General features: G+C 74.1%; 22 protein-coding genes. 7 read left to right on the top strand and 15 right to left on the bottom strand.

All coding sequences use genetic code 11. From position 1 onward, the window contains the following. Positions 1–400: 400 nt before the first annotated feature. Positions 401–709: a hypothetical protein gene (locus tag ACZ6EM_RS14360; RefSeq protein ID WP_465772480.1), complete on the bottom strand. Its 309-nt coding sequence runs from the start codon at positions 707–709 to the stop codon at positions 401–403. After that, on the bottom strand, positions 699–1463 hold the full coding sequence (locus ACZ6EM_RS14355; protein WP_465772479.1) for an SPDY domain-containing protein: 765 nt from the start codon (positions 1461–1463) through the stop codon (positions 699–701). The genes ACZ6EM_RS14360 and ACZ6EM_RS14355 overlap by 11 nt, the downstream gene beginning before the upstream one ends. Before the next feature lie 348 nt (positions 1464–1811). Here ACZ6EM_RS14355 and ACZ6EM_RS14350 point away from each other — a divergent pair, with 348 nt between their 5' ends. After that, a complete protein-coding gene (locus ACZ6EM_RS14350) occupies positions 1812–2336 on the top strand; it encodes a P-loop nucleotide/nucleoside kinase family protein (RefSeq protein WP_452180474.1) in 525 nt (174 codons plus the stop codon). A gap of 70 nt (positions 2337–2406) precedes the next feature. Here the strand turns inward: ACZ6EM_RS14350 and ACZ6EM_RS14345 are convergent, their stop codons facing one another. Together ACZ6EM_RS14345 and ACZ6EM_RS14340 are read right to left on the bottom strand one after the other, a co-directional pair. Further along, positions 2407–2985, bottom strand: a complete 579-nt coding sequence (locus tag ACZ6EM_RS14345) for a hypothetical protein (protein WP_465772478.1) — start codon at positions 2983–2985, stop codon at positions 2407–2409. Continuing rightward, positions 2982–3299 (bottom strand): recombinase family protein, encoded by a 318-nt coding sequence (locus ACZ6EM_RS14340; RefSeq protein ID WP_465772477.1) that lies wholly within the window; start codon positions 3297–3299, stop codon positions 2982–2984. The genes ACZ6EM_RS14345 and ACZ6EM_RS14340 overlap by 4 nt, the downstream gene beginning before the upstream one ends. Before the next feature lie 41 nt (positions 3300–3340). On the opposite strand from ACZ6EM_RS14340, the gene ACZ6EM_RS14335 reads away from it, so the two are divergent. Next, on the top strand, positions 3341–3604 hold the full coding sequence (locus tag ACZ6EM_RS14335) for a hypothetical protein (protein WP_465772476.1): 264 nt from the start codon (positions 3341–3343) through the stop codon (positions 3602–3604). Positions 3605–3632: 28 nt separating this feature from the next. Here ACZ6EM_RS14335 and ACZ6EM_RS14330 read toward each other — a convergent pair whose 3' ends face one another. Then, on the bottom strand, positions 3633–4154 hold the full coding sequence (locus ACZ6EM_RS14330; protein WP_401054671.1) for a hypothetical protein: 522 nt from the start codon (positions 4152–4154) through the stop codon (positions 3633–3635). A gap of 208 nt (positions 4155–4362) precedes the next feature. Continuing rightward, the gene (locus ACZ6EM_RS14325; RefSeq protein WP_401054677.1) at positions 4363–5586 is read right to left on the bottom strand and encodes an ROK family transcriptional regulator; all 1224 of its coding nucleotides are present in this window, start codon (positions 5584–5586) and stop codon (positions 4363–4365) included. A 293-nt stretch (positions 5587–5879) separates the two neighbouring features. Between ACZ6EM_RS14325 and ACZ6EM_RS14320 the strand changes: the two genes are divergently transcribed. Continuing rightward, positions 5880–7637 carry a SpoIIE family protein phosphatase gene (locus ACZ6EM_RS14320; RefSeq protein ID WP_465772475.1) on the top strand — a complete coding sequence of 586 codons (1758 nt, stop codon included), beginning with the start codon at positions 5880–5882 and terminating at the stop codon, positions 7635–7637. Positions 7638–7755: 118 nt separating this feature from the next. On the opposite strand, the gene ACZ6EM_RS14315 is transcribed toward ACZ6EM_RS14320, so the two are convergent. Both ACZ6EM_RS14315 and ACZ6EM_RS14310 read right to left on the bottom strand, forming a co-directional pair. Further along, complete coding sequence (locus tag ACZ6EM_RS14315; RefSeq protein WP_465772474.1) at positions 7756–8964, bottom strand: trans-sulfuration enzyme family protein; 1209 nt, start codon at positions 8962–8964, stop codon at positions 7756–7758. A 200-nt stretch (positions 8965–9164) separates the two neighbouring features. After that, complete coding sequence (locus tag ACZ6EM_RS14310) at positions 9165–9572, bottom strand: hypothetical protein (RefSeq protein WP_465772473.1); 408 nt, start codon at positions 9570–9572, stop codon at positions 9165–9167. Between the two features lie 224 nt (positions 9573–9796). On the opposite strand from ACZ6EM_RS14310, the gene ACZ6EM_RS14305 reads away from it, so the two are divergent. Beyond that, positions 9797–11455, top strand: coding sequence for an LCP family protein (locus ACZ6EM_RS14305; RefSeq protein WP_465772472.1), 1659 nt, complete (start codon positions 9797–9799; stop codon positions 11453–11455). A gap of 82 nt (positions 11456–11537) precedes the next feature. Here ACZ6EM_RS14305 and ACZ6EM_RS14300 read toward each other — a convergent pair whose 3' ends face one another. The 4 genes from ACZ6EM_RS14300 to ACZ6EM_RS14285 all read right to left on the bottom strand — a co-directional run bounded on the left by ACZ6EM_RS14300 (position 11538) and on the right by ACZ6EM_RS14285 (position 14404). Then, complete coding sequence (locus tag ACZ6EM_RS14300) at positions 11538–12197, bottom strand: double zinc ribbon domain-containing protein (RefSeq protein ID WP_401052789.1); 660 nt, start codon at positions 12195–12197, stop codon at positions 11538–11540. A gap of 93 nt (positions 12198–12290) precedes the next feature. Continuing rightward, positions 12291–12584 carry a hypothetical protein gene (locus ACZ6EM_RS14295; protein ID WP_401052792.1) on the bottom strand — a complete coding sequence of 98 codons (294 nt, stop codon included), beginning with the start codon at positions 12582–12584 and terminating at the stop codon, positions 12291–12293. A gap of 170 nt (positions 12585–12754) precedes the next feature. Further along, positions 12755–13744 carry a signal peptidase I gene (gene lepB, locus ACZ6EM_RS14290; RefSeq protein WP_401052795.1) on the bottom strand — a complete coding sequence of 330 codons (990 nt, stop codon included), beginning with the start codon at positions 13742–13744 and terminating at the stop codon, positions 12755–12757. Between the two features lie 63 nt (positions 13745–13807). Beyond that, positions 13808–14404: a helix-turn-helix domain-containing protein gene (locus ACZ6EM_RS14285; RefSeq protein WP_359900727.1), complete on the bottom strand. Its 597-nt coding sequence runs from the start codon at positions 14402–14404 to the stop codon at positions 13808–13810. A 121-nt stretch (positions 14405–14525) separates the two neighbouring features. Here ACZ6EM_RS14285 and ACZ6EM_RS14280 point away from each other — a divergent pair, with 121 nt between their 5' ends. Then, a complete protein-coding gene (locus ACZ6EM_RS14280) occupies positions 14526–14882 on the top strand; it encodes a hypothetical protein (RefSeq protein WP_359900724.1) in 357 nt (118 codons plus the stop codon). 3 nt (positions 14883–14885) lie between these two features. On the opposite strand, the gene ACZ6EM_RS14275 is transcribed toward ACZ6EM_RS14280, so the two are convergent. Both ACZ6EM_RS14275 and ACZ6EM_RS14270 read right to left on the bottom strand, forming a co-directional pair. Next, positions 14886–15047, bottom strand: a complete 162-nt coding sequence (locus ACZ6EM_RS14275) for a hypothetical protein (RefSeq protein ID WP_452180789.1) — start codon at positions 15045–15047, stop codon at positions 14886–14888. A 199-nt stretch (positions 15048–15246) separates the two neighbouring features. Continuing rightward, a complete protein-coding gene (locus ACZ6EM_RS14270) occupies positions 15247–16410 on the bottom strand; it encodes a magnesium and cobalt transport protein CorA (RefSeq protein WP_401056163.1) in 1164 nt (387 codons plus the stop codon). 540 nt (positions 16411–16950) lie between these two features. Between ACZ6EM_RS14270 and ACZ6EM_RS14265 the strand changes: the two genes are divergently transcribed. After that, positions 16951–18285 (top strand): NAD(P)/FAD-dependent oxidoreductase, encoded by a 1335-nt coding sequence (locus ACZ6EM_RS14265; RefSeq protein ID WP_465772471.1) that lies wholly within the window; start codon positions 16951–16953, stop codon positions 18283–18285. Positions 18286–18369: 84 nt separating this feature from the next. Here ACZ6EM_RS14265 and ACZ6EM_RS14260 read toward each other — a convergent pair whose 3' ends face one another. Beyond that, a complete protein-coding gene (locus ACZ6EM_RS14260) occupies positions 18370–19290 on the bottom strand; it encodes an ATP-grasp domain-containing protein (protein WP_401053773.1) in 921 nt (306 codons plus the stop codon). Positions 19291–19561: 271 nt separating this feature from the next. On the opposite strand from ACZ6EM_RS14260, the gene ACZ6EM_RS14255 reads away from it, so the two are divergent. Beyond that, positions 19562–21163, top strand: coding sequence for an ABC-F family ATP-binding cassette domain-containing protein (locus ACZ6EM_RS14255; RefSeq protein ID WP_465772470.1), 1602 nt, complete (start codon positions 19562–19564; stop codon positions 21161–21163). Positions 21164–21181 lie beyond the last annotated feature (18 nt).

Genomic DNA, 21181 nt, shown 5'->3' with positions numbered 1-21181 from the left:
TCGAGCGGCAGCCCGCCCAGCCAATCGACACCCGCCCCCCGATCGGCCCGATATTACTCAGAGCAATCACCATAGCTCGCAGCCGACCCCAGCCCGAACCACCGCCAGCGCCACGCCCAGACCACCTCACACCCCAGAGCAGTCAACCCATCGCCTGTAGTGACGCTGCGCGCAAGAATCGGGCCGCTGGGCATGATCCACAAGGCTGCGAGCCGCTCAACGGAGCCGCAGGTGACTTGAGCACACGCCAAGGGATCAGCCCAGGTCAGAGCATCTCCAGGCCCCTTGGTGGTCGCATGGTGGTCCCGGGGACCGCTCCAGGGCGACTGGTGGGATACAGGCCGTTCCCCCAGCTCGATGAAGTGATCGCCATGCGCTCCTCAGCCAAGCGCGGCCGCGTCTACCGCCACTGCGGCTGCCGCTCGCCGACCGCGGATTCGTATCCGGCTACCATCCAGCGCGAGTTGCGGTCGCCCGGCTCGTGGTCGATCCGGATCCGGCCGGTGAGGCAGTCGCTGACGGCGACGCTGGTGTCTCCGCCGTCACAGGAGTGCCGGGACCAGCCCTGGTGTTCGGCGAGGAAGGCCTCGAAGGCCTCGAAGGCCGCGTTGGCGGTGTCCGAGTGGCCCGGCCCGGCGAGGTAGCCGGGGCGCGCCACGACGTGCTGCTCGCCCTGGGCGGTGCCGTGGCCGGGCTGGTCATCGGCCAAGGGCGGGCTCCGGGCATCGTCGGGCCACCGGGTGGGTGCGCAGGGCGGCGCGGTGGAGCATCGGGATCCGGGAGGCCCGGCGGGTGTAGCGGCCGGGGTCGGTGACGGTGCGCAGGGTGGCCATGGTGACGCTGGTCGGCACGGTGCGGCTGAACTCGGCCGTCCGCCAGGTTGCCTCGTGGCCGCGGGCGCCGGCGGTGAGCGTGCAGGCGAGGTCGCGGGCGTCGCCGTGGCCCTCGGCGGCGCGGTGGATCCGCAGGGTGGCGGTGCCGTCGGGCGCGTCGAGGGTGGGGGTGCAGCACCGGGTGCCGGCGCTCCAGCGGGCGCGGGCTGCCTCCGTGTGGAGGGCCTGGAAGGTGTCGGCGTGGCAGGTGTGGCTCCACAGGTGCTGTTCGCGTTCGGCGTGGGTGGGCTGGCCCGTGCCGTGGGCGAGGCGGCGGGCCGCGGCCATGACCACTTCGGCCGGTGTGGCCGCGTCGAACGTGGCGTGCCAGGCGAGGCCGCTCGGCCGGCCGCGGCCGGAGGCGACGGTCCACCGGGGGTGGGTGCTGTCCTCGGCCCGGTCGAGGATCACGATCCCGGTCGCGCTCTCGTGGCAGGCGACCAGGTTGTTGTCCTCCACGGTCAGCAGCCAGTCGTCTCGCCCCCTGGTGAAGGCGAAGAGCGTGTCGAGGTCCTCGCCGGGGCCGGCGAGGTAGCCCGGGAAGACCGCCATCGGCATGTCGTGGGCGTGGGATGGGTCGGTGTGCGTCATCGGGTGGTGGCTCCATCGGGTGGTGGGGCGGCCCCGGGGTGGTCCGGGGCCGCCGGGCCGGGTTCTGCCGAATCGGCCGGGCAGGCGGTCGAGGCCGTCAGGGGCCTCGGGTGGCTACGCCGGGTCCTGGTCGTCGGCAGCGGTGCGCTTGGCCTCGGCGAGGCGTTCCTCGACTGGTGCAGTGGGGTTTTTGAGCATGGGGAGTATTCCTTCGGCCAGGTTCTGTCCGGGCGGACCACGTGACGCATCACGTTGAGCCGCTGTTCGGGTCGTGGGGCGGGCGGTCTGACCGGCATCAGGCAGATAAAGCGGTGGTCGCCTGCCCGGCCTCCCTGCCACCATCTGGGTGTGACCACGTTGTTCCTGATGGTCGGCCTGCCAGGGGCCGGAAAGACCACGAGGGCTCGGCAGCTCGCCGATGAGCACGGCGCGCTGCGCCTGACACCCGACGACTGGATGATTCCCCTGTTCCGTGAGGCGGAGGCGAACGGGAAGCGCGACGTGTTGGAGGGGCGCATGCTCTGGCTCGCCTTGGAGGCGGTCAGGCTGGGCACCAACGTTGTGGTGGACTACGGCTGTTGGTCCCGTGACGAACGGTCTGCGATCCGGTGGCTGGCGCAGGCCGAGGGCGCGTCCTTCCGCATGCTCTACCTGCCGGTGGACGATGCGACCCAGCGCGCCCGGATCGCCCATCGCTGGGCGACTACCCCCGAGGAGACGTTCCCGATGACCGAGGCCGACATCCAGGATGGCCGGGCGCACTTCGAGGAGCCCGACGCGGCGGAGTTGGGAGGCGGCGAGGTCGCCGGCCCGCCCGCCGGCTGGGCGGGCTGGCGGGAGTGGGCCGCCTGCCGGTGGCCGTCGTTCGCGTGACTGTTCGGCCCGACATGGTTTGGGAAGGGCCCTTTGTGCATGTCCCGTGACGCTCCGAACCCAATGTGGTTCAGGGGATGACGCGACCGATGTCGTTGTCTCGCTGATGGATCTGTTCAATCTCACCCCAGGGTGGCGGACCACCCAAACGCCAGGGGACTTGCTTCGCGTCTGACGCGTGGATCGATCGCCTGGCGGCGGTGACGAACTCCCGTTGTGCAGCGTCGAGTTTCGTATGAATCTGACGAAGCATCGCCATGTCCTTTGGCTCCCCGAACGGGAAGGCACTGAACTCTCCTACGACTGAGGCGAGTTGCTCCGCAGCGATCCCCACATCGGTATCGGCTACCAGGCTGACCGACACCAAGGCGGCCTGCACAACCCGGAAGCCTCGCTCACGGCCGGTGAACGAGGCGAGGAGCAGTTGGCCGCCGCCTGCGGTGTCCTGGCCGAAGCGGCGGCGGCCGGGTCTTGTGGGGCGTGGGGGATCGCGACGTGGAATCCGCGCGTCGTCGCCACGCTCGATGCCCCGCTTCCGGTCGCGCCGGACGTCCTGATGGTCAGATCCGGGCTGCTCGTCGGCCCCGAGGTCCTGGCCACTGGTGAAGTCCTGGTCGGCCGTGGTGGTGCCGGAGGCGACAGCGATCACGCCGGCTCCAGAATCCTAAGCACGTCACCTGCACCCTTGCGGCTGTACCGCGACGAGTCATAGACCCACAAGCAGTCCGACTCGCCGTCGAGAAGCGCCTGTACCGCCTCGTCGAAATCCGGACGCTTGACCCCGGCCTTGTAAGCGGACAGGTTCTCGCGGAAGACGCGGCGGATCGTGTAACCGTGCCGCTTGCCCCAGGCCCGCCCCTGGCTCTCCTGCGACTTCAACGACAGGATGTCTCGCGTGGTGGTTCCCCGGACCACCTGGGACTTCCGAAGGAGAAGATCCAGGTACCTCACCCTGCTCGCCATGGCCCCACACTCCGATCAGCAGAGCGCGTCCGCATCCAGAGGTGGAACCTGACTACGCGCTCTGGGGCGGCTACTGCGCCACCATCGCGCAGGCGCTGCGCAGCCGGTACGGCTTCTCCGACGAGGCCTGCGCGTTCTTCGACTTCTTCGCCCAGCCCGCGCCCGAGCTGGAGCAGCAGGCCGCCGACGCCCTGGGCCCGGATCGACTGGACGGGCCGACCCTGGCCGCCGCACACGAGTACGGGCTGCTGCTCCAGGCCTACGAGCACCTGGTCTGGGACACCCTGGGCGTCATCGGCGCCTGAGCCCGGATCGCCCCGGGCCCGCGGGGCCTCAGGCCTGCCAGTGCGGCTTCCCGCTGACCATCCGGCAGTAGATCACCCGGCCGCCGGCCTCGTGGGTGCTCTTGCCCAGGTCCGCGGTGCGGCAGAACTGCCCGGCCTCGTAGCAGTTGCCCGCGGCCGAGCGGATGTCGCACCCGGCGCCGGCCGCCGCCGGAGGCTCCGGGTCGGTCGGCGGCTGGGCGGTGGTCACCTTCGGCTGCGGCGCCTTGGTGGCGGGTGGCTGCGCGGGGGCGCTCGGCTGGGCCGGAGGCGCGACCGGCGGGGGCGTGGCCACCGGCGCCGCGGGGGCCGGCTGGGCCGGCGGGCTGCTGACCGGGGCCGGGGCGGCGGGCGCCGCCGGCGGGGTGGTCACCGCGGTCGTGGTGGTGGCGACGGTCGGTGTGGCCGAGGCCGTGGCACCGCCGTCGGCCGCCGACGGGTCGCACCCGGTCAGTGCCAGACCGACGGTGAGGACGAGTCCGGCGAATCCGGCCAGGCCGGCCCGACGGCGACCGGCTATCCGTGAAGGCATGGGAGGAGAACGCTCCGTTCCGTATGGATGAGTCGTGCGATTCAAGCAGGAACCGCACACGCACCGTCCACCGAACCCCCACTCGTTGGCAGATCGAGACCTTCCGGCCACCGGCCGAGCGCAACGGGCGAAACACGGCAGCCGAAGACAGCAGCAGGAGAACCCGGCCGAACGCCGCGGCCGCCCGGCCGGCCCCGCCGATCGACCGTCAGCGCAGCCCCGCCGTCCGGCGCTCGAACACCTCGGGGCGGGCGGTCTCCAGCGCCGTGGAGACCGCGCCGAGGAGCACCGCCTCCTCCCCCAGCAGGCTCGGCGCGAGCGTCGGACGCATCGGGGCGAGCCGGTGCAGGGCCTGCTCCAGCGGTTCCAGGAGCAGGTCGGCGCTGCTGCCGATCCCGCCGCCCAGCACCACCAGGTCCGGGTCCAGGACGGCCGACAGCACGGCCACCGCGTAGGCGAGCCGCTCGGCCTCCCGCTCCACCGCCCGGACCGCCGCGGGCTCCCCGGCCCGGGCCCGCTCGAACACCTGCTTCGCCGTCAGCTGCCGCGCGGCGGACTCCCCGTCCAGCCCGAAGTCCCGGGCGGCACGCACCACGGCGTCCGCGGCGGCGTCCTGCTCGATGGTCGCGCCCGGCTCGCCGGACCGCCCGGGCAGCGGGACCAGGCCGATCTCGCCCAGCGCGCCGTGCGCGCCGAGCAGCAGCTCGCCGTCCTTCACCACGCCCAGCCCGAGGCCGGTGCCGACCAGGAGGTACGCGAACATCCGGCTGCCCCGGCCGGCACCCAGGGTGTACTCGCCGAGCGCCGCCAGGTTGGCGTCGTTGGCCACCGAGACGGCCGTTCCCAGGCCCTCCCCTATCCGGTCGAACAGTCCCGGCCTGCCCCAGCCGGGCAGGCTGCTGGCGTAGCGCACCCCGCGCCGCTGCTCGTCCCACACCCCCGGGGTGCCGATCACCGCGTGCACGATGTCCCCGGCGGCCAGGCCCGCCTCGGCGATCGCCTCGTGCGCGGCGGCGACCACGGCGTCCGCGACGGCGTTCGCCGAGCGGCCCCGGTTGGCGACGTCCCGGCGGGCGATCACCGTCCCGGCCAGGTCGGCCACCGCCACCCGCAGCCGGGCCCGGCCGATGTCCACGCCGAGCACGTGCCCGGCCGTCGGGTCGACCTCGTACAGCACGGCGGTGCGGCCCCGCTCGGGGGCCAGTCGCCCGGCCTCCCGGACCAGGCCCGCCCGCTCCAGCTCGGCCAGGGCGGCCGAGACCGTCGGCTTGGACAGCCCGGTGTCCCGGGCCAGCTGGGCGCGCGAGGAGCCGCCGCCCGTGCGCAGCAGCTCCAGCAGGAGCCACTCGTTGTTGCTGCGCAGCCGCTGCCGGTTCCACGGCACCCCGGGGGCCCCGGCCGCCGGGCGACTGGTCGGCTGGTGGGGGCTCATCGGGTTCCTCCGGTCTGGGTCTTCGGGCGCGGGCCGGGGCGGTACGGCCGGGTCGGTACGGCCGGGTGGGCCCGGCCCGGCCCGCGGCGTCCGGGGTCGGGCGCCGCCGCCCAAGTATGACCGGAGATCATCCGGCGTTCGCCTGCCGTATCCGTACGGCGGCGCGGATGTCCGCGCGGTCGGCCCCGCAGCCGTCCGAGCCGTCCGAGCGTTCCGTTACAGCACCGTCTCCGGCCGGTCAACGTTTCACCCACCTGTGGGCGTGCCGCGCGCGGGCGCGTGATCATGGGCGTATGCACTTCCGGCACGGCAACCGAGCAGAGGGTCCGCGGCCCGCGACACCGGACACCCGGTCCCTGGCGGCGACTGCGGCGGCCCTCGCCGCCCGGCTCGGCGCGATCACCGGCGGTGACAGCGGCGGTGACAGCGGCGGCGACGATCCGGAGCGGCTCCGCGAGGTCCTGGCCGCCGCCCCCGTCGGCGTCGCGCTGCTCGACGAGCGCCTGCGCTGGCAGTACCTGAACGCGGCGTTCACCACCGCCACCGGGCTGCGCCGCGCGGACCTGCTCGGCCGGGCCGCCGGGACCACCGCCTTCGCCGGGGCCCTCGGCATCCTGCGCCGGGTGCTCGCCGACGGCCTCGCCCGCGAGCACGCCACCGGAGGCCCGGACGGTGCGGGCGCCCCCGTGCCGCCCGGCCTGCGGGTGCGCTACCGGGCACTGCGACGCTCCGGGCGGACCACCGGAGTGGTCGTCGTCGTCCTGGACGACCCCGACCCCGCCCGCGACCAACTGCGCGAGCTGGAACGGGCCAGGGCCCGGCTCGCTCTGCTGGACGCCGCCACCGAACGGATCGGCACCACCCTCGACATCGCCACCACCGGCGCGGAGCTCGCCGCGTTCGCCGTGCCCCGGCTCGCCGAACTCGCCGTCGTGGACCTGCTGCCGCCCGAGGCCGAACCCGCCCGGGCCGGCCACGGCACGCCCCAGCGGCTGCGCCGCGCCGGCGCCCGGTCCGTGCCCGCGCTGGCCGCCGCCCTCGCCGAGCTGCCCCGGTCCGGAGAATCGATCCGCCACCGGGAGGGCTCGGCCGCCGCCCGCAGCCTGGCCGGCGGTGTCGCCGTGCTCACCGAGCCCGGCCCCGAGGACGGCTGTCCGGCGGGGACGGCCTCGCTGCTGGTCCTGCCGCTGGCCGCCCGGGGCCGCCTGATCGGGCTGCTCACCCTCGGCCGCACCGCCGCCGGCCCGGCCTTCACCCCCGACGAGGCCGCCCTGCTCGGCGACCTCGCCGCCCGCGCCGCCACCGCCCTCGACAACGCCCGGCGCTTCGCCCGCTCCCAGGACATCGCCCTCGAACTCCAGCGGGCGCTGCTGAGCGAACCCGGCAACCCGCACCAGAACCTCGTCCTCGCCTCCCGCTACCTGCCCTCCGGGAGCGCCTCGGTGGTCGGCGGCGACTGGTTCGAGACGGTCCGACTGCCGTTCGGGCGCACCCTGCTCGCCATGGGCGACGTCATGGGGCACGGCGTCGAGGCCGCCGTCGACATGAGCCACTACCGCTCGGCACTGCGGGACCTCGCCGGAATGGACCTGCCCCCGCACCGGATCCTGCGTCAGCTCGACAACATCATCTCCGCCGACGACTCCGCCCGCCCGGCCACCTGCCTACTGGCCCTCGCCGACCCGGGCCGCGGCCGCTGGACCCTCTCCAGCGCGGGCCACCTGCCGCCCGCCCTGATCACCCCCGGCCGGCCGACCGAGCTGCTGCGCGTCCCCACCGGCCCGCCGCTCGGCACCGGTCTCGGCGGCTACGAGCAGACCGCCCACCCGCTCCTGCCGGAGCAGGCCCTGCTGCTCTACACCGACGGCCTGGTCGAGCGCCGGGGCGAGGACATCGACGTCTCGCTGGAGCGGCTCGCGGCGCTGCGGCTGCCCGCCGCCGGAGACCTCGACGGCCTGCTCGACGCCGTCCTGCGCTCCCTCGCCCCGCCGCCGGCCCCGGCCGCCGAGGACGACATCGCGCTCCTGGTGGCCCGGCCCCGGCAGCGCTGACGGGCCGCGGGGCGGCCCCACCTCCACCGCGCTCCGGACCCGGGCTGCGCCCCGGACGTCGAGCACGGGGCCCGGGCCGGCCCGCACTCACCCGCGCCGGCGGCCGCAGCGCTCGGGCTCACACCTTCGCCAGCGCCCGCGCGACGTCCGCCCAGATGTCCTCCGGGTGCTCGATGCCCACCGACAGCCGCACCGTCCCCGGCCCGATGCCCACCGCCGCCAGTTCCTCGTCCGACAGCTGCCGGTGGGAGGTGCTGGCCGGGTGGAGCACCAGGGTGTGCACGTCGCCCAGGGACGGTGCCAGCGAGGCGAGCCGGACGGACTCGGTGAACCTGCCGGCCGCCTTCCGGCCCCCGGCCAGGTCGAAGGCCAGGACGCCGCCGTGGCCGTCGGGCAGCAGCCGGCGGGCGAGGTCGTGGTCGGGGTGGGTGGGCAGGCCCGGGTAGTGGACGGCGGTGACCGCGGGGTGGGCGGCGAGCCGGCCGGCCAGGTCGAGCGCGGTCTCGCACTGGCGGCGGACCCGCAGGGCGAGGGTCTGCATGCCGCGCAGGGTCAGCCAGGCGGCGAACGGGTCGGCGGAGGCGCCGAGTTCGAGCGAGCGCCGCCAGACCCGCCGGTGCAGCTCCGGGTCGGCGAAGACGGCGACCCCGCCGAGCACGTCCGAGTGCCCGCCCAGGTACTTGGTCACGGAGTGGATCACGATGTCCGCGCCGTGCTCGATCGGGCGGCACAGCAGCGGGGTCGCGAAGGTGTTGTCCACCACGCTCACCACCCCGGCGTGCCGGGCGACGGCGATCAGCCCGGCCAGGTCGGTGACCCGGGTGGTGGGGTTGGAGACGGTCTCCAGGAGCAGCACCCGGGTGCTGGGCCGCAGCGCGGCCGCCACCCCGGCGGGGTCGTCGCCGCTCACGTGGTCGACCTCGACGCCCCAGCGCTCGGTGAGGTCGGTCAGCGCGCCGACGGTGCCGCCGTACAGGCTGCGCTGGGCGATCACGTGGTCGCCGGCGCGCAGCAGGGAGAGCAGCGCGGTGTTGATCGCACCCATGCCGGAGGCGGTGGCGAGGGCTCCGATGCCGCCCTCCAGTCCGGCGACGGCCTGCTCCAGCGAGCGGACGGTGGGGTTGCCGAAGCGGTTGTAGAGGAAGGCGCCGTCCGGTCCGTCGTGGGCCCCGGCGAGTGCGTCGCCGGTGTCGAAGGCGAACAGGTGGCCCTGGTGCAGCGGGACGCCGAGCGGACGGCTGCCGGTGACCTCGGCGAGCGGCGGGTGGACGACCCGGCTCTCGGGGCGCAGCCCTTCGGGGCTCTCGTGGATGTGGAAGTCGCTCATGGCGCCCATCCTCGGGCGGCCCCGGCACCCCGGCCAGGGCCAATCGGCGTCAAGTGGCCCGCCCCGGGCGGTCGTTCCGGCTCCACCGCCCGGCGGGCGGCGGCGAACGCCCGGGTCGCGGCCGTGCGCGCTGCACGGTGTACTCGGCCGGTAAGCGGCCGGTGCACGACCGGTGCACGACCGACGGTGGCGGTGCGCGGCTACTTGCGGCGGCCGAAGATCCGCTTGGCGGCGTAGACGATCCCGACGATCAGCAGGATGACGAGCAGGATCAGCAGGATGACCACGACCAGCAGGAACTTGCCCAGTTTGGCGAAGAAGCCCTTTTTCTTCTTCTTCTCCTCCTTGGCCGCGAGGTGCGCGACGTCGGCGGCGGAGGAGGTGGCGGAGGTGGCGGCGACCGCGGAGGCGGCGCGCGCCTCCGTGCCGATCTGCGCGCCGCCGTCCGCGGCGGCGGCACCCCCGGGGGCCCCCGGATGCGCGGCGGCGGCCGCGACGGTTCGGGGTGCGGCGACCGCCGCCGCGCCCGAGGCCGCGGCGGTGAGGCCGGCGGCGGCCAGCAGGGCCACCAGGGCGCCGGCTATCGAACGTGCTATCCGATCAGTCATCGTGCTCCTCGTACGGGTCCGGAGCAGCGCGGAACAGCCGCTCTGACCAATTTCTCATGGTCTGACCAGCTGGTTTTCCCATCCGCGCCTAGTATGCTCCACTGAAGTTCTACAGCGGTGTAAAAGTTTAGCGACGGGTCACGCCCGGATCGGCTCCGGCCCCGGGCCACGCGAACCCGCCGCTTTCGACGGGGGCTCGCGTGGCAACTGTGGAGGATGACGACGTGTCTGGCCGAAAGGGTTCCCCCGAAGCCGAGAATTCGCCGCACCGGGCGGGCGGACGCCGGGCCACCGGCCGGAGAACCGGCCAGAAGAACGACCGGAACCCGGACAGCGCGAGCATATCGGACGGCCGTTCAGCGGCCCGGGCGCGCAAGAAGCCCAAGCGCAGCACCAAGGAGAAGGTGCTCTGGGCGACCGCCGGCTGCACCGCGCTCGCCGTCCTCGGCGGCGCCGGCCTCTACTACCGGCTGAACAGCAACATCAACACCTTCGACGGCGACGCGCTCAGCAAGGACCGCCCGGAGGCCGCGACCCCGGACGCCCAGGGCCGCACCCCGGTCAACGTGCTGATGATCGGCTCGGACAGCCGCGGCAACGGCAACAGCGACCTGGGCGGCGGCGGGGACGGCGGCGCCCGCTCGGACACGGCGATCCTGCTGCACGTCTACGCCGACCACAAGCACGCCGTCGGCATCTCCATCCCCCGCGACTCCCTGGTCACCATTCCGTCGTGCAAGCTCCCCAACGGCAAGTGGACCAAGGAGCAGACCAATGTCATGTTCAACAGCGCCTTCTCGGTCGGCGACAGCGACCAGGGCAACCCGGCCTGCACCCAGAACGCCGTCGAGAAGCTGACCAACCTGCGCGTCGACCACACCATCGTGGTCGACTTCAACGGCTTCGCCGCGATGACCAACGCGGTCGGCGGCGTCGAGGTCTGCCTGCCGAACGACATCCACGAGGGGGACCTCAACCCCAACCTCGGCCACAAGGGGAAGCTGCTCTTCCCCAAGGGCAAACAGAAGGTCGAGGGCCAGGCCGCGCTGGACTACGTCCGGGTCCGGCACGGCATCGGCGACGGCTCCGACATCGGCCGCACCAAGCGCCAGCAGGCCTTCATGTCCTCCCTCATCAAGGAGGTCAAGTCCCGCGGCATGGACCCGACCACGCTGCTGCCGCTGGCCGACGCGGCCACCAGGTCACTGACCGTCGACCCCGGCCTCGGCTCGGCCGCCAAGCTGCTCTCCTTCGCCATGGAACTCAAGGACGTGAACCTGCACGACATCAAGTTCCTCACCGTGCCCTGGCGCTACGAGGGCCCGCGGGTCGCCCTGGTGCACCCCGACGTGGACCAGCTGTGGGCCGCGCTCAAGGCCGACCGCACCATCGACGGCCAGGACGCGAGCGCCCCGGCCGACGCCGCCACCCCCTCCGCCCCACCCGCCGCCGAGGCCGCGCCCGCGCCGACCCCGGCCCCGGACGCCAAGGCCGCCGAGGTGAAGGTCTCCGTGCTCAACAGCACCGGCGAGTCCGGGCTCGGCGGCCGGGCCGCGGAGACCGTCAAGGGCGCCGGCTACACCGTCGCCGGCGTCGGCAACGCGGTCGGCAAGCCGCGCAGCACCACCGTCGTCGAGTACGGCACCGGCGAGCGCACCGCCGCCGAGGCGGTCGCCAAGCTGTTCCCCGGCGCGACCGTGCAGCCCGGCGGCCGGGGCGTCAGCGTCGTCCTCGGCCACGACTTCGCCGCCGCCAACCCCGCCGGCCCCGCCACCGCGGCCCCCGGCGGCGCCCCCACCGCCCCGGCCCCGCTGCCCACCAGCGTCAGCGGCGCCGCCCGCTCGGCCGACGACGATCCCTGCGCCAGCCTCTCGTACGGCTGAGCCGGTCCGTCCCGCGCGCACGACGGCGGGGCGCCTCCGGCCCGTCGCTCCGGGGGCGCCCCGCCGTCCTGCGGACGAGGTGTCAGCGTCTCGTCCCGCAGGACGGACAGAACGCGGCGCCGTCCGGGACGTCCTTGTGGCAGCTCGGGCACTGGACGGGCTGCGCCAGTCGGAAGCCGCAGCCGGGGCAGAACGGCGTGCCGTGGGTCTCGGTGTGGCACTGCGGGCAGACCAGCTGACGCGGCGCGTTGACGTCGAACTCGGCCCCGGACTGCTGACCGGACTTGTACGCGCGCTCGGTGACCGTGTCGTTGAGGCCGCGGTGCTGCGCCGCCACCGCCTCGGCCGCGGTGTCCGGGGCACAGGTGTGGCACAGACCCTGGGCCGGGTCGAAGCAGCGGCCGCAGACGTAATGGGTGCACCGGGCGCACCGGTTGAAATGGGACTGGGCGTTGGTGATGGCCCGTTGGAAGGCCGCGTCCCGCGAGGTGCCCCAGGTCTGGCCGGCCAGACCGTCGGCGGCGTTGCTGATGGTGTTGGCGTTGCCGCCGATGAGGTTCCAGGCCGCGCTGACGCCCTTGCCTATCCAGCCCGCCATCTGACCGGTCCGGAACGGCTCGAACGCCGAACGCCAGGTGTCCGAGCAGCGGTAGCAGGAGAACTCGAACTGGAAGCCCGCGCCGGTGCCGTGCTGCTCGCACAGGTCGCGGTAGTTGCTGCTGAAGTAGATCTCCGAAGTCACGTCGTCCCCGGTCGCTAAGTGGCCTGTCGGCGGTCGATCCCAGGGACGACGGGGCCCGCCGAACGGTTCCACCGGAATGTCCGACCGGCCTGCTCAGAGCCCGGACACCGGCAGCAGCAGCACCCGCGCCGGGTCGAACGGCTGCCAGAGCGCGGGCTGTCCGCCGCGGCCGATGCGCAGCCGGCACCAGCGCTGCCCGGCCGCGTCCTGCCACCACGCGCTGATCCGGCCGAGCGCCCAGCCACCGTCCCCGAGGTCCACCTCGACCGGCTGGTAGACCCAGCGGACGTCCCGGGCCGCCGTTTCCGGTCCTGCCCGATCCGTTCCCGCCGGTTCCGGCCCCGCCGGACCTCCGGCGTCCCCGGGGCTGCACTGATTCTCCATCACGGCTCCGCCTCCCGACCCGGACCCGGCCGCCGGGCGCCCCGCTCGGGGCGGCCGGCGGCCGGGCGTTCAGCTCACCTCCTGAACTCTACAGGCGTGTAGATGTCGGTGGGAGGAGTTCCGTCGAAGCCGATCGAAGCCGGTCGACCGGGTTCCGGGAAGGCGAGCCGGCCTCAGCGGTCCTTCCGCGCCGAGCGCCGCCGCTGCCACAGGGCGAGCGGCACGATGCCGGCCAGTGCGGCGGCCTCCGGCGCCGGCGGCGTCTCGAACGGCGCGCCGGCCGCGCCCGCCGCCCCGGCCGGCACCTTGTCGAAGGTGTCCGGGACCGGCAGCGTGGACCAGTCGGACAACGGCCAGGCGACCACGAAGGCCCGGCCGACCACGTTGTCCACCGGCACGAAGCCGTCGCCGGTCTCGTTGTGGTGCCACCGGGAGTCCCGCGAGTTGTTGCGGTGGTCGCCCATCACCCACAGCTTGTCCTTGGGCACGGTGACGGTGCCGACCGGGTCGTTGTCGCAGGGCGTCGCACCCGGGAACAGGTACGGCTCGTCCAGCGCCACGCCGTTCACCCTCAGCGGCGAGCCCGCCTCGCACTCGACGGTGTCACCGCCGACCGCGATCACCCGCTTGATCAGGTCCTTCTCGTCCGCCGAGGGCATCAGGCCGACGGTGCTGAGCGCCTTCTGGACGGTCCCCATCACGGAGTCGCCCGAGACCGTCGGCGTGCCCTCCAGCCAGCCGCCCGGATCGCGGAACACCACCACCTCGCCACGCTCGGGCTTGGCGCCGAACCATGGGGTGAACTTGTCGACCAGCACCCGGTCGCCGATCGCGAGGGTCTGCTCCATCGAACCGGAGGGGATGGAGAAGGCCTGTACGAAGAAGGTCTTGATGCCGAGCGAGAGCAGCAGCGCGACCACCAGCAGGATCGGCAGCTCCTGCCAGAACGGGCGCTTCTTCCGGGGGCGCTCGGCCTCCTCGTCGGCCGCCCCGGGAGCACCCGCGCTCCCGGGTGCGCCGATCCCGCCGGGAGCACCGGCGCCCGCGTCCGCACCCTCCGCCACCGCGCTGTCCGTCCCCGGCTCCGCCCGGCCGTCCCCGGCCTCCGCACGCTCCCCGGCTCCGCCGCTCTCGCCGGACTCCGCGCTCTGCTGCACAGTCATTTCCTCGGCCCCTCCCGATGGCCTGGCGGGAGCCGGTAGGAAGACCCCCTGTCAGGAACGAACCTACCGAACAGAGGTTCCCGGGCGCGCCCTGACGTGGATGCGCTCCCCCTGCGGCCCGAACAGGCTGAGGAACTCCACCGGCTGCTGCCCCGCGTTGCCGAAGGCGTGCGGGGTGCGGGTGTCGAACTCGGCGGCCTCACCGGCCGTCAGCACCAGGTCGTGGGTGCCGAGGACCAGCCGCAGCCGTCCGGACAGCACGTACAGCCACTCGTACCCCTCGTGGACCTTCAGCTCCAGCTCGGGTCCGGCGTTCCGGCCCGGCGGGACGATGTGCTTGTACGCGTGCAGGCCGCCCAGGTGGCGGGTGAGCGGGACGATGGTCTGGCCGTTCCTGGTCACCGGGCGCGGGTGGATCCGCGGGTCGCCGGTGGCCGGAGCGCCGACCAGTTCGTCCAGCGGCACCCGGTACTCCCGGGCCAGCGGCAGCAGCAGCTCCAGCGTCGGCTTGCGCTGCCCGGACTCCAGCCGGGACAGCGTGCTGAGCGAGATGCCGGTGACGGCGGCCAGTTTGGCGAGCGTGGTGCCGCGCTCCCGCCGCAGCGCCCGCAGCCGCGGGCCCACCGTGGTGAGGACGTTCTCGAAGTCTTCGTCGGCCATGCCTGCTATTTGCCGGTACGGCAATGCCCCTTGTCAATCCGGCACACGGGTGAGGCCCCGCCGCCACCCCTGCGGGTCACACCCCGGGCGCTCGCCCGCGGCTCCGGCCTATCCTCCCGCCATGCGCATCCTCCTCACCCGGGACAGCGTCGCGGCCGGCGACGACGCCGACGCCCCGCACGCCGAGACCCTCACTCTCCCCGACCACCTGGACACCCCGGCGGCGCTCACCGCCCTCGGCCTCCCCCGGCCCCGGCTCCCGCTGATCGGCGGCGGCCGCGCCACCTGGGTGGTCCGCACCGCCGACGGCACCCCGCTGGCCGTCCTCGCACAGCAGTGGCCGCAGCCCCACCCGCTCCCGGCCGGCGCCGGCCCGCTCGACCGCCTGGCCGGAACGGACGGCACCGTCCGGCTGCACGTCGAGTACCGGCGCCAACTGGATCCGGAGGCCGAGTACGAGCGACTGCTGCCCGGCTGATGTCTAGGGTGTGCCGTGGGCCCAGAGGAAGAAGCCGTGCACGTGCACCCACCGCGCGATCGGGTCGAACCAGTCCGTGAAGGCGAACAGCAGCATGCTCACCGCCCCGCCCAGCAGCAACCCCATCACCACGGCCGCCGTCATCATCCCCGCGATCGCCCGCATCCGGACCCCCTCCCCGCTCCCGGGGAAGGGTCCCCCTCCGATCCCGCGTCGGCACCGAACGTCCTTGGAACGAGGCCGAGTTGTCACCGTCCGGTGAGGAAAGCGGAGTGCCGGGTCCACGCACAGAAGCGGCCCCGGGCCCCGGGGGCGCGGGGCCCGGGGGCGCGGGGCCCGGGTCAGCGGGGCCCGGGGCTCCGGCCTACAGCCAGTCCCGCTTCTTGAACACCAGGTACAGCCCGGTGCACACCAGCGCCATCAGCCCGATCGCGAACGGGTAGCCGAAGACCCACTTGAGCTCCGGCATCGTCTCGAAGTTCATCCCGTACACCGTGCCGATCAGTGTCGGCGCGAAGAGGATGGCCGCCCAGGAGGAGATCTTCTTGATCTCGTCGTTCTGCGCGTGCCCCGCCTCGGCGAGCTGCTTCATCTCCTCGTTCTGCCGCTGCGAGACCAGTGTCGCGTTGACGGTCAGGATGTTCTGGAGCATCTGCCGGAAGCCGTCCACCCGCTCGGCGGCGTAGGTGGCGTGGTCGGCGACGTCGCGCAGGTAGCGCTGGAGCTCGTCGTCGGTGCCGTACTTGCCGAAGCCCGCCTCCAGGCTCTTCATGATCTCCAGCAGCGGGCGGGTGGCCCGCTGGAACTCGATCACCTCGCGGGAGAGCTCGTAGATGCGGCGGGAGACCTGCGGGTCGCCGCCGAACACCTCGGTCTCGATCTCGTCGATGTCGTGCTGGAGGCCGGCGATCACCGGCGCGTAGCCGTCGACCACGGCGTCCAGCACCGCGTACAGCACCGCTTCCGGGCCGAGCGCCAGCAGCTCCGGGTCGGCCTCCAGCCGGCGCCGCACCGCCGACAGGTCCGGGGCCTGGGAGTGCCGGACGGTGAGCACGAAGTCGGGACCGACGAAGAGGTGGATCTCGCCGAAGTCGACCTCCTCCGCCTCGTCCAGGTAGCGGGCGGCGCGCAGCACCACGAACAGGGTGTCGCCGTAGCGCTCCAGCTTCGGCCGCTGATGGGCGACGATGGCGTCCTCGACGGCCAGCTCGTGCAGGCCGAACCGGTCGGCGGCCTCCAGCAGTTGCGCCTCGGCGGGGCGGAAGAGGCCGATCCAGGCCATCGTGCCGGGCCGGTCGGGCAGCGTGCGGTAGATGTCGGCGAGGTCGGTGGGCGCCTCCGTCCGGCGGCCGTCCCGGTAGACGGCCGCGTCCACCACGGAACGTTCCAGCGTCACCGGCTCGACGGGCTGGTCGGGCCGGGGGTCCATCGAGTGCTCGGGCGCGGGCTGGGTGTCCGTGGGCCGGACGACGGAACGGGAGAACGGACGCTTGCTCGCGCGCACGGCGCGCACACGCCAGTCGGACATGGCGGGACCTCCACGGTGGATGCCCGGCCGCCGCAAGGGGACACGGCGGACCGGAGGCGCCCGGCCGGCCGCCACGCGCACGGCGCGACCGGCGGCGCCTCGTCGGGAGGACGAGGTCAGTGCCGCGCGGGAGCCGTACGGGAGGAGGTGTGCCGGGGGCCGCGAGTGGTGCGGGACAACCGGGGGCGGGGCCGACTTCGACCCGTACTACTGCACTCCACGGCCCTCACCTCCTCGCCTCCGCGCGCCTGCGCACCGGGAGGGGCGCCAGCACAATCCCGTCGAGTCTAGTACCCGCACGACCCGGGCCCCGACCGGGGTTACGGCCGAGGCCCCGGCCGGGGCTCCGGCCGGGGCCCGCCGTGGCCTGCGCCCCCGGACCGTGTCCGCCGCCCGCGCCTGCCACCCCCGCGCACGCCCCACGCACGCCCCACGGACCGTCCGGTGCCGCCGTGCGCCGTCAACGGCCCTACTGGGCAGGGCTGTTCGTCGGCAGCGAAGTGATCACGGGGAGGCGAGCACGCCACTACGCTACGTGTCATGACTTCTTCGGAGAGGGCCCCGGGGCGGGGTACGGCAGTGGTGATCGGCGGCGGGCTCGCGGGAATGGCGGCCGCGTGGGCGCTGCGCGGGTTCGCCGAGCGGATCGTGGTGGTGGAGCGGGACCGGTACCCGGCGGGGGCGGAGTTCCGGGCGGGGGTGCCGCAGGGCCGGCACGCGCACCTGGTGCTGGAGGCCGGGCACCGGCTGCTGGAGGAGATGATGCCCGGCATCAAACAGGAGCTGGTGGCCGCGGGCGCGCAGCGGGTGGCCGCCTCGGACGTCAAGTGGCTCTGCTCCGCCGGGTGGCTGGCCGAGTACCCCGCGCAGGTGGGCTTCCTCTCCTGCACCCGGTCGCTGCTGGACTCGTTCGTGCTGGACCGGGTCCGCGCCCATCCCGCGATCGAGTTCCTGGAGGGCACGGACGCGATCGGACTGCTCGGCACGGCGACCACGGTGACCGGGGTGAAGGTCCGCGAGCGCGGTCAGGAGCGCGGCGAAGTCCGGGAGATACCCGCCGAGTTGGTGGTGGACGCGACGGGCCGCTCGACCTCGGTGCCGAAGTGGCTCGCCGAGCTGGGCTGCCCGCCGGTGCCCGAGGAGCGGGTGGACGCGGGCGTCGCGTACGTCTCCCGGATGTTCCACCGCCCGGACGGGTCCGAGACCGTCGGCCGGGCGGCCTACCTCCAGACCAAGGCGCCGGACGCGCAGCGCATGGGCGTGCTGCTGCCGGTCGAGGGCGACCGCTGGATCGTCAGCCTCGCCGGGATGCGCGGCGCCGAGCCGGCGGCCGGCGAGGAGGGCTTCACCGAACACCTGCGTCTGCTGCGCGACCCGTTCCTGCACGAGATGCTGCGGGACGCCGAACCCGCGGGCGAGGTCCGCGGCTTCCACCCCGGCCCGGGCGTGCGCCGGCACTACGAGCGCAGCTGCCCGGACGGGCTGGTGGTGGTCGGCGACGCCGCGAGCACCTTCAACCCGGTGTACGGGCAGGGCGTCACCGTCGCACTGTTCTGCGCCCGGGAGCTCCGCCGCACCGCGAAGCGCCACGGCGGCATCGGACACTCCACCGCCCGGGCCGCACGGCGCGCCGTCGCCGTGGCGTCCAAGATCCCCTGGGTGATCTCCTGCGCCGAGGACGCCCGTTTCCCCGCCACCACCGGCGCGCCCTCCGGCGCCCTGATCGGGCTCCAGCACAGCTTCTTCGACAAGGTGCTGGCGGCCAGCACCTCGGACACGGCGGTCACCGCGGTGTTCCACGAGGTGATGTCGCTGGTGGCGCCACCGTCGGCGCTGTTCCGGCCGTCGGTGCTCGCGGCGGTCCTGCGGGCCTGAGGCGGAGCCGGGGCCTTCCGGGCACCGGCGGGGCGTTCCGGGCACCACCGGTGCGCTCCGGGCACCGGCGGGATGCTCCCGGCGCTACTCACCGAGGTGCGCGGCGACGTACGGCAGCGCCACCTGTTCCAGGCCGCGCCGGCCGAAGGCGGGGTGGACGTTGACCTCGAAGACCACGCCGCCGCTCTCGGCGGCGAGGTCCACCCCGGCGAGGTCGAGGCCCGTGGAGGCGGCTGCCGCGATGGCCGACTCCGCGAGTCCGTCCGGCAGTTCGGTGTAGTCGAGCAGCGTGGAGACGGCCCCCCGGCTCTCGTTGCAGGGCGCGTCCGGGTCCGCCTGGACGTGCTCGACGACCCGGACCACGCGCCCCTGCAGCACCACCACCCGGTACTGGTGGCGGCGCCCGTCCGGGAGGACGTTCCGGGCGTCGCGGGCGATCAACCAGTCCGCGCCCGCCCGGGCGTAGTGCCGCGCGGCGGCGTCGAGCTGCGCGCGGGTGGTGAGGTGGAAGACGTCGTCGCCGCCCATCCCGATGCAGGGCCTGGCCCAGACGTCGCCGCCGAGGGCCGCGAAGGCGTCGGCGGCGGCCTCCGGGCTCGGCCCGGAGAGCGCGATGCTGGGCATGTGCGGCACGCCGTCCCGGACGAAGCTCGCGACCGTGGCGTCCTTCTCGGTGGCCGCCCGCCACGCCTCGGCGTCGGTGCCGAGCGAGCGGGCGCCGAAGCCGCGCAGCCGCCGTTGGCAGCCCTCGAACGCGCGGCGCCGGTGCGGCGGGATCTCGTAGACGATCACCGTGTCGGCGGTCACCGCCCGGCCGCCCGCCTCCAGCCGGATTCCGCCCGCGTCGTCGGCCTCGATCAGACCGCTGCCGCCGGTCATGAAGTGCCGGGCGTCCAGCTGGACGGGCTCCCGGCCGGTCAGCGTCCGCGCGGCGGCGGCGAGCACCTGCCGGCTGCCTTCGGTCGAGCTGTGGTCGGTCAGGAGTACGAGATCGCGTCGGCCCATGCGGACATGCAAGCGATTGCGCCGCGACCATGACAAGGAGGCCCCGCGCGCCATCCGCCTCCGGCATGGCCGAAACCGCACCGCCCCGGACGGACGGAGTGGCACCCGGGGCCCCGCCGCGGCCGACCACCCCGCGCCGACCGGTTAATTCGGATGCGTCCGGTCCACCCCTCCCGCTACCGTGGCCCCATGTCAACGCCCCGAATTTCCTAGCCGACGGACCGCTTCCACGCCACCCGTCTGTTCGCTAGCCTTTTCGGAGCGTTATCCCGTGATCACCACCCGTGGTGTCGACGTGCGCGTCGCCGCCCGTCTCCTGCTGTCCGACGTCACCCTGCACATCGCCCCCGGCGACCGGATCGGCCTGGTCGGCCGCAACGGTGCCGGCAAGACCACGCTGCTCGCCACCCTGGCCGGGCAGCTGGCACCCGCCGCCGGCACCGTCACCCGAACCGGAGCCGTCGGCTATCTCCCGCAGGACTCCCGCGCCGCCGACCCGTCGGTCACCGTCACCGACCGCATCCTGTCCGCCCGCGGCCTGGACACCGCCGTCCGCACGCTGCGCGCCGCCGAGGCGGCGATGGCCCGCGCCGGGTCGCCGGCCGAGGAACGCCGGGCGATGGACGCGTACGTCCGGGCCGAGGCCGGGTTCCAGTCCCGCGGCGGCTACGCCGCCGAGGCCGAGGCGGCCCGGGTCGCGGCCGGGCTCGGCCTGCCCACCCACCTGATGGGCTCGCCCGTCGGCACGCTCTCCGGCGGCCAGCGCCGCCGGGTCGAGCTGGCCCGCATCCTGTTCGCCGACCACGGCACCCTGCTGCTGGACGAGCCGACCAACCACCTGGACGCCGACTCCGTCGCCTGGCTGCGCGGCTTCCTCGCCACCCACCAGGGCGGGCTGGTACTGATCAGCCACGACCTGCGCCTGCTCGCGGAGACCGTCAACCGGGTCTTCCACCTGGACCCGCAGCGCGCCACGATCGACGTCCACAACACCGGCTGGGAGACCTATCTGACCCAGCGCGCCGCCGACGAGCGCCGTCGCACCCGGGAACGGGCCAACGCCGAACGCAAGGCCGCCTCCCTGCACGCGCAGGCCGACCGGATGCGGGCCAACGTCGCCACCGCGACCACCGCCCGCAGCATGGCCCGCCGGGCCGACCGGATGCTCGCCGAACTCGAACCCGTCCGGCAGGCCGAGCGCACCGCCCGGATCCGGCTGCCCGAGCCCGCCCCGTGCGGCCGGACGCCGCTCGGGGCGATCGGCCTCGCCAAGTCCTACGGCGGCCGGCCGGTGCTGACCGGACTGGACCTGGCCGTGGACCGCGGCAGCCGGCTGGTCGTGCTCGGCCTGAACGGGGCCGGAAAGACCACCCTGTTGCGCATCCTGGCCGGGCGGGAGACACCGGACGCCGGCCGCGTCGTCCCCGGCTCCGGTCTGCGACTCGGCTACTTCGCCCAGGAGCACGACACCCTCGACCCGGCACTCAGCGTGCGCGACAACCTCGCCGCGGCCGCACCCGGCCTCACCGACGGCGAACTGCGGCACGTGCTCGGCGCGTTCCTCTTCCGGGGAGACGACGCCGACAAGCCGGCCAGGGTGCTGTCCGGCGGTGAGAAGACCCGGCTCGCCCTGGCCGGCCTGGTGCACTCCGGCGCCAACGTCCTGCTGCTGGACGAGCCGACCAACAACCTCGACCCGGCCTCCCGCACGGAGGTCCTGACGGCGGTGGGCAGCTACCCGGGCGCGATCGTGATGGTCACCCACGACCCCGGCGCCATCGAGGCCCTCCGGCCCGACCGCGTGCTGCTCCTGCCGGACGGCGACGAGGACCTCTGGCACGACGCGTACCTGGACCTGGTCGCACCGTGCTGAGCTCCGGCGCCGGCCCGC

It is taken from the genome of Kitasatospora sp. NPDC041917, assembly GCF_055589745.1.
This window is presented reverse-complemented; position numbering and strand designations above follow the sequence as displayed.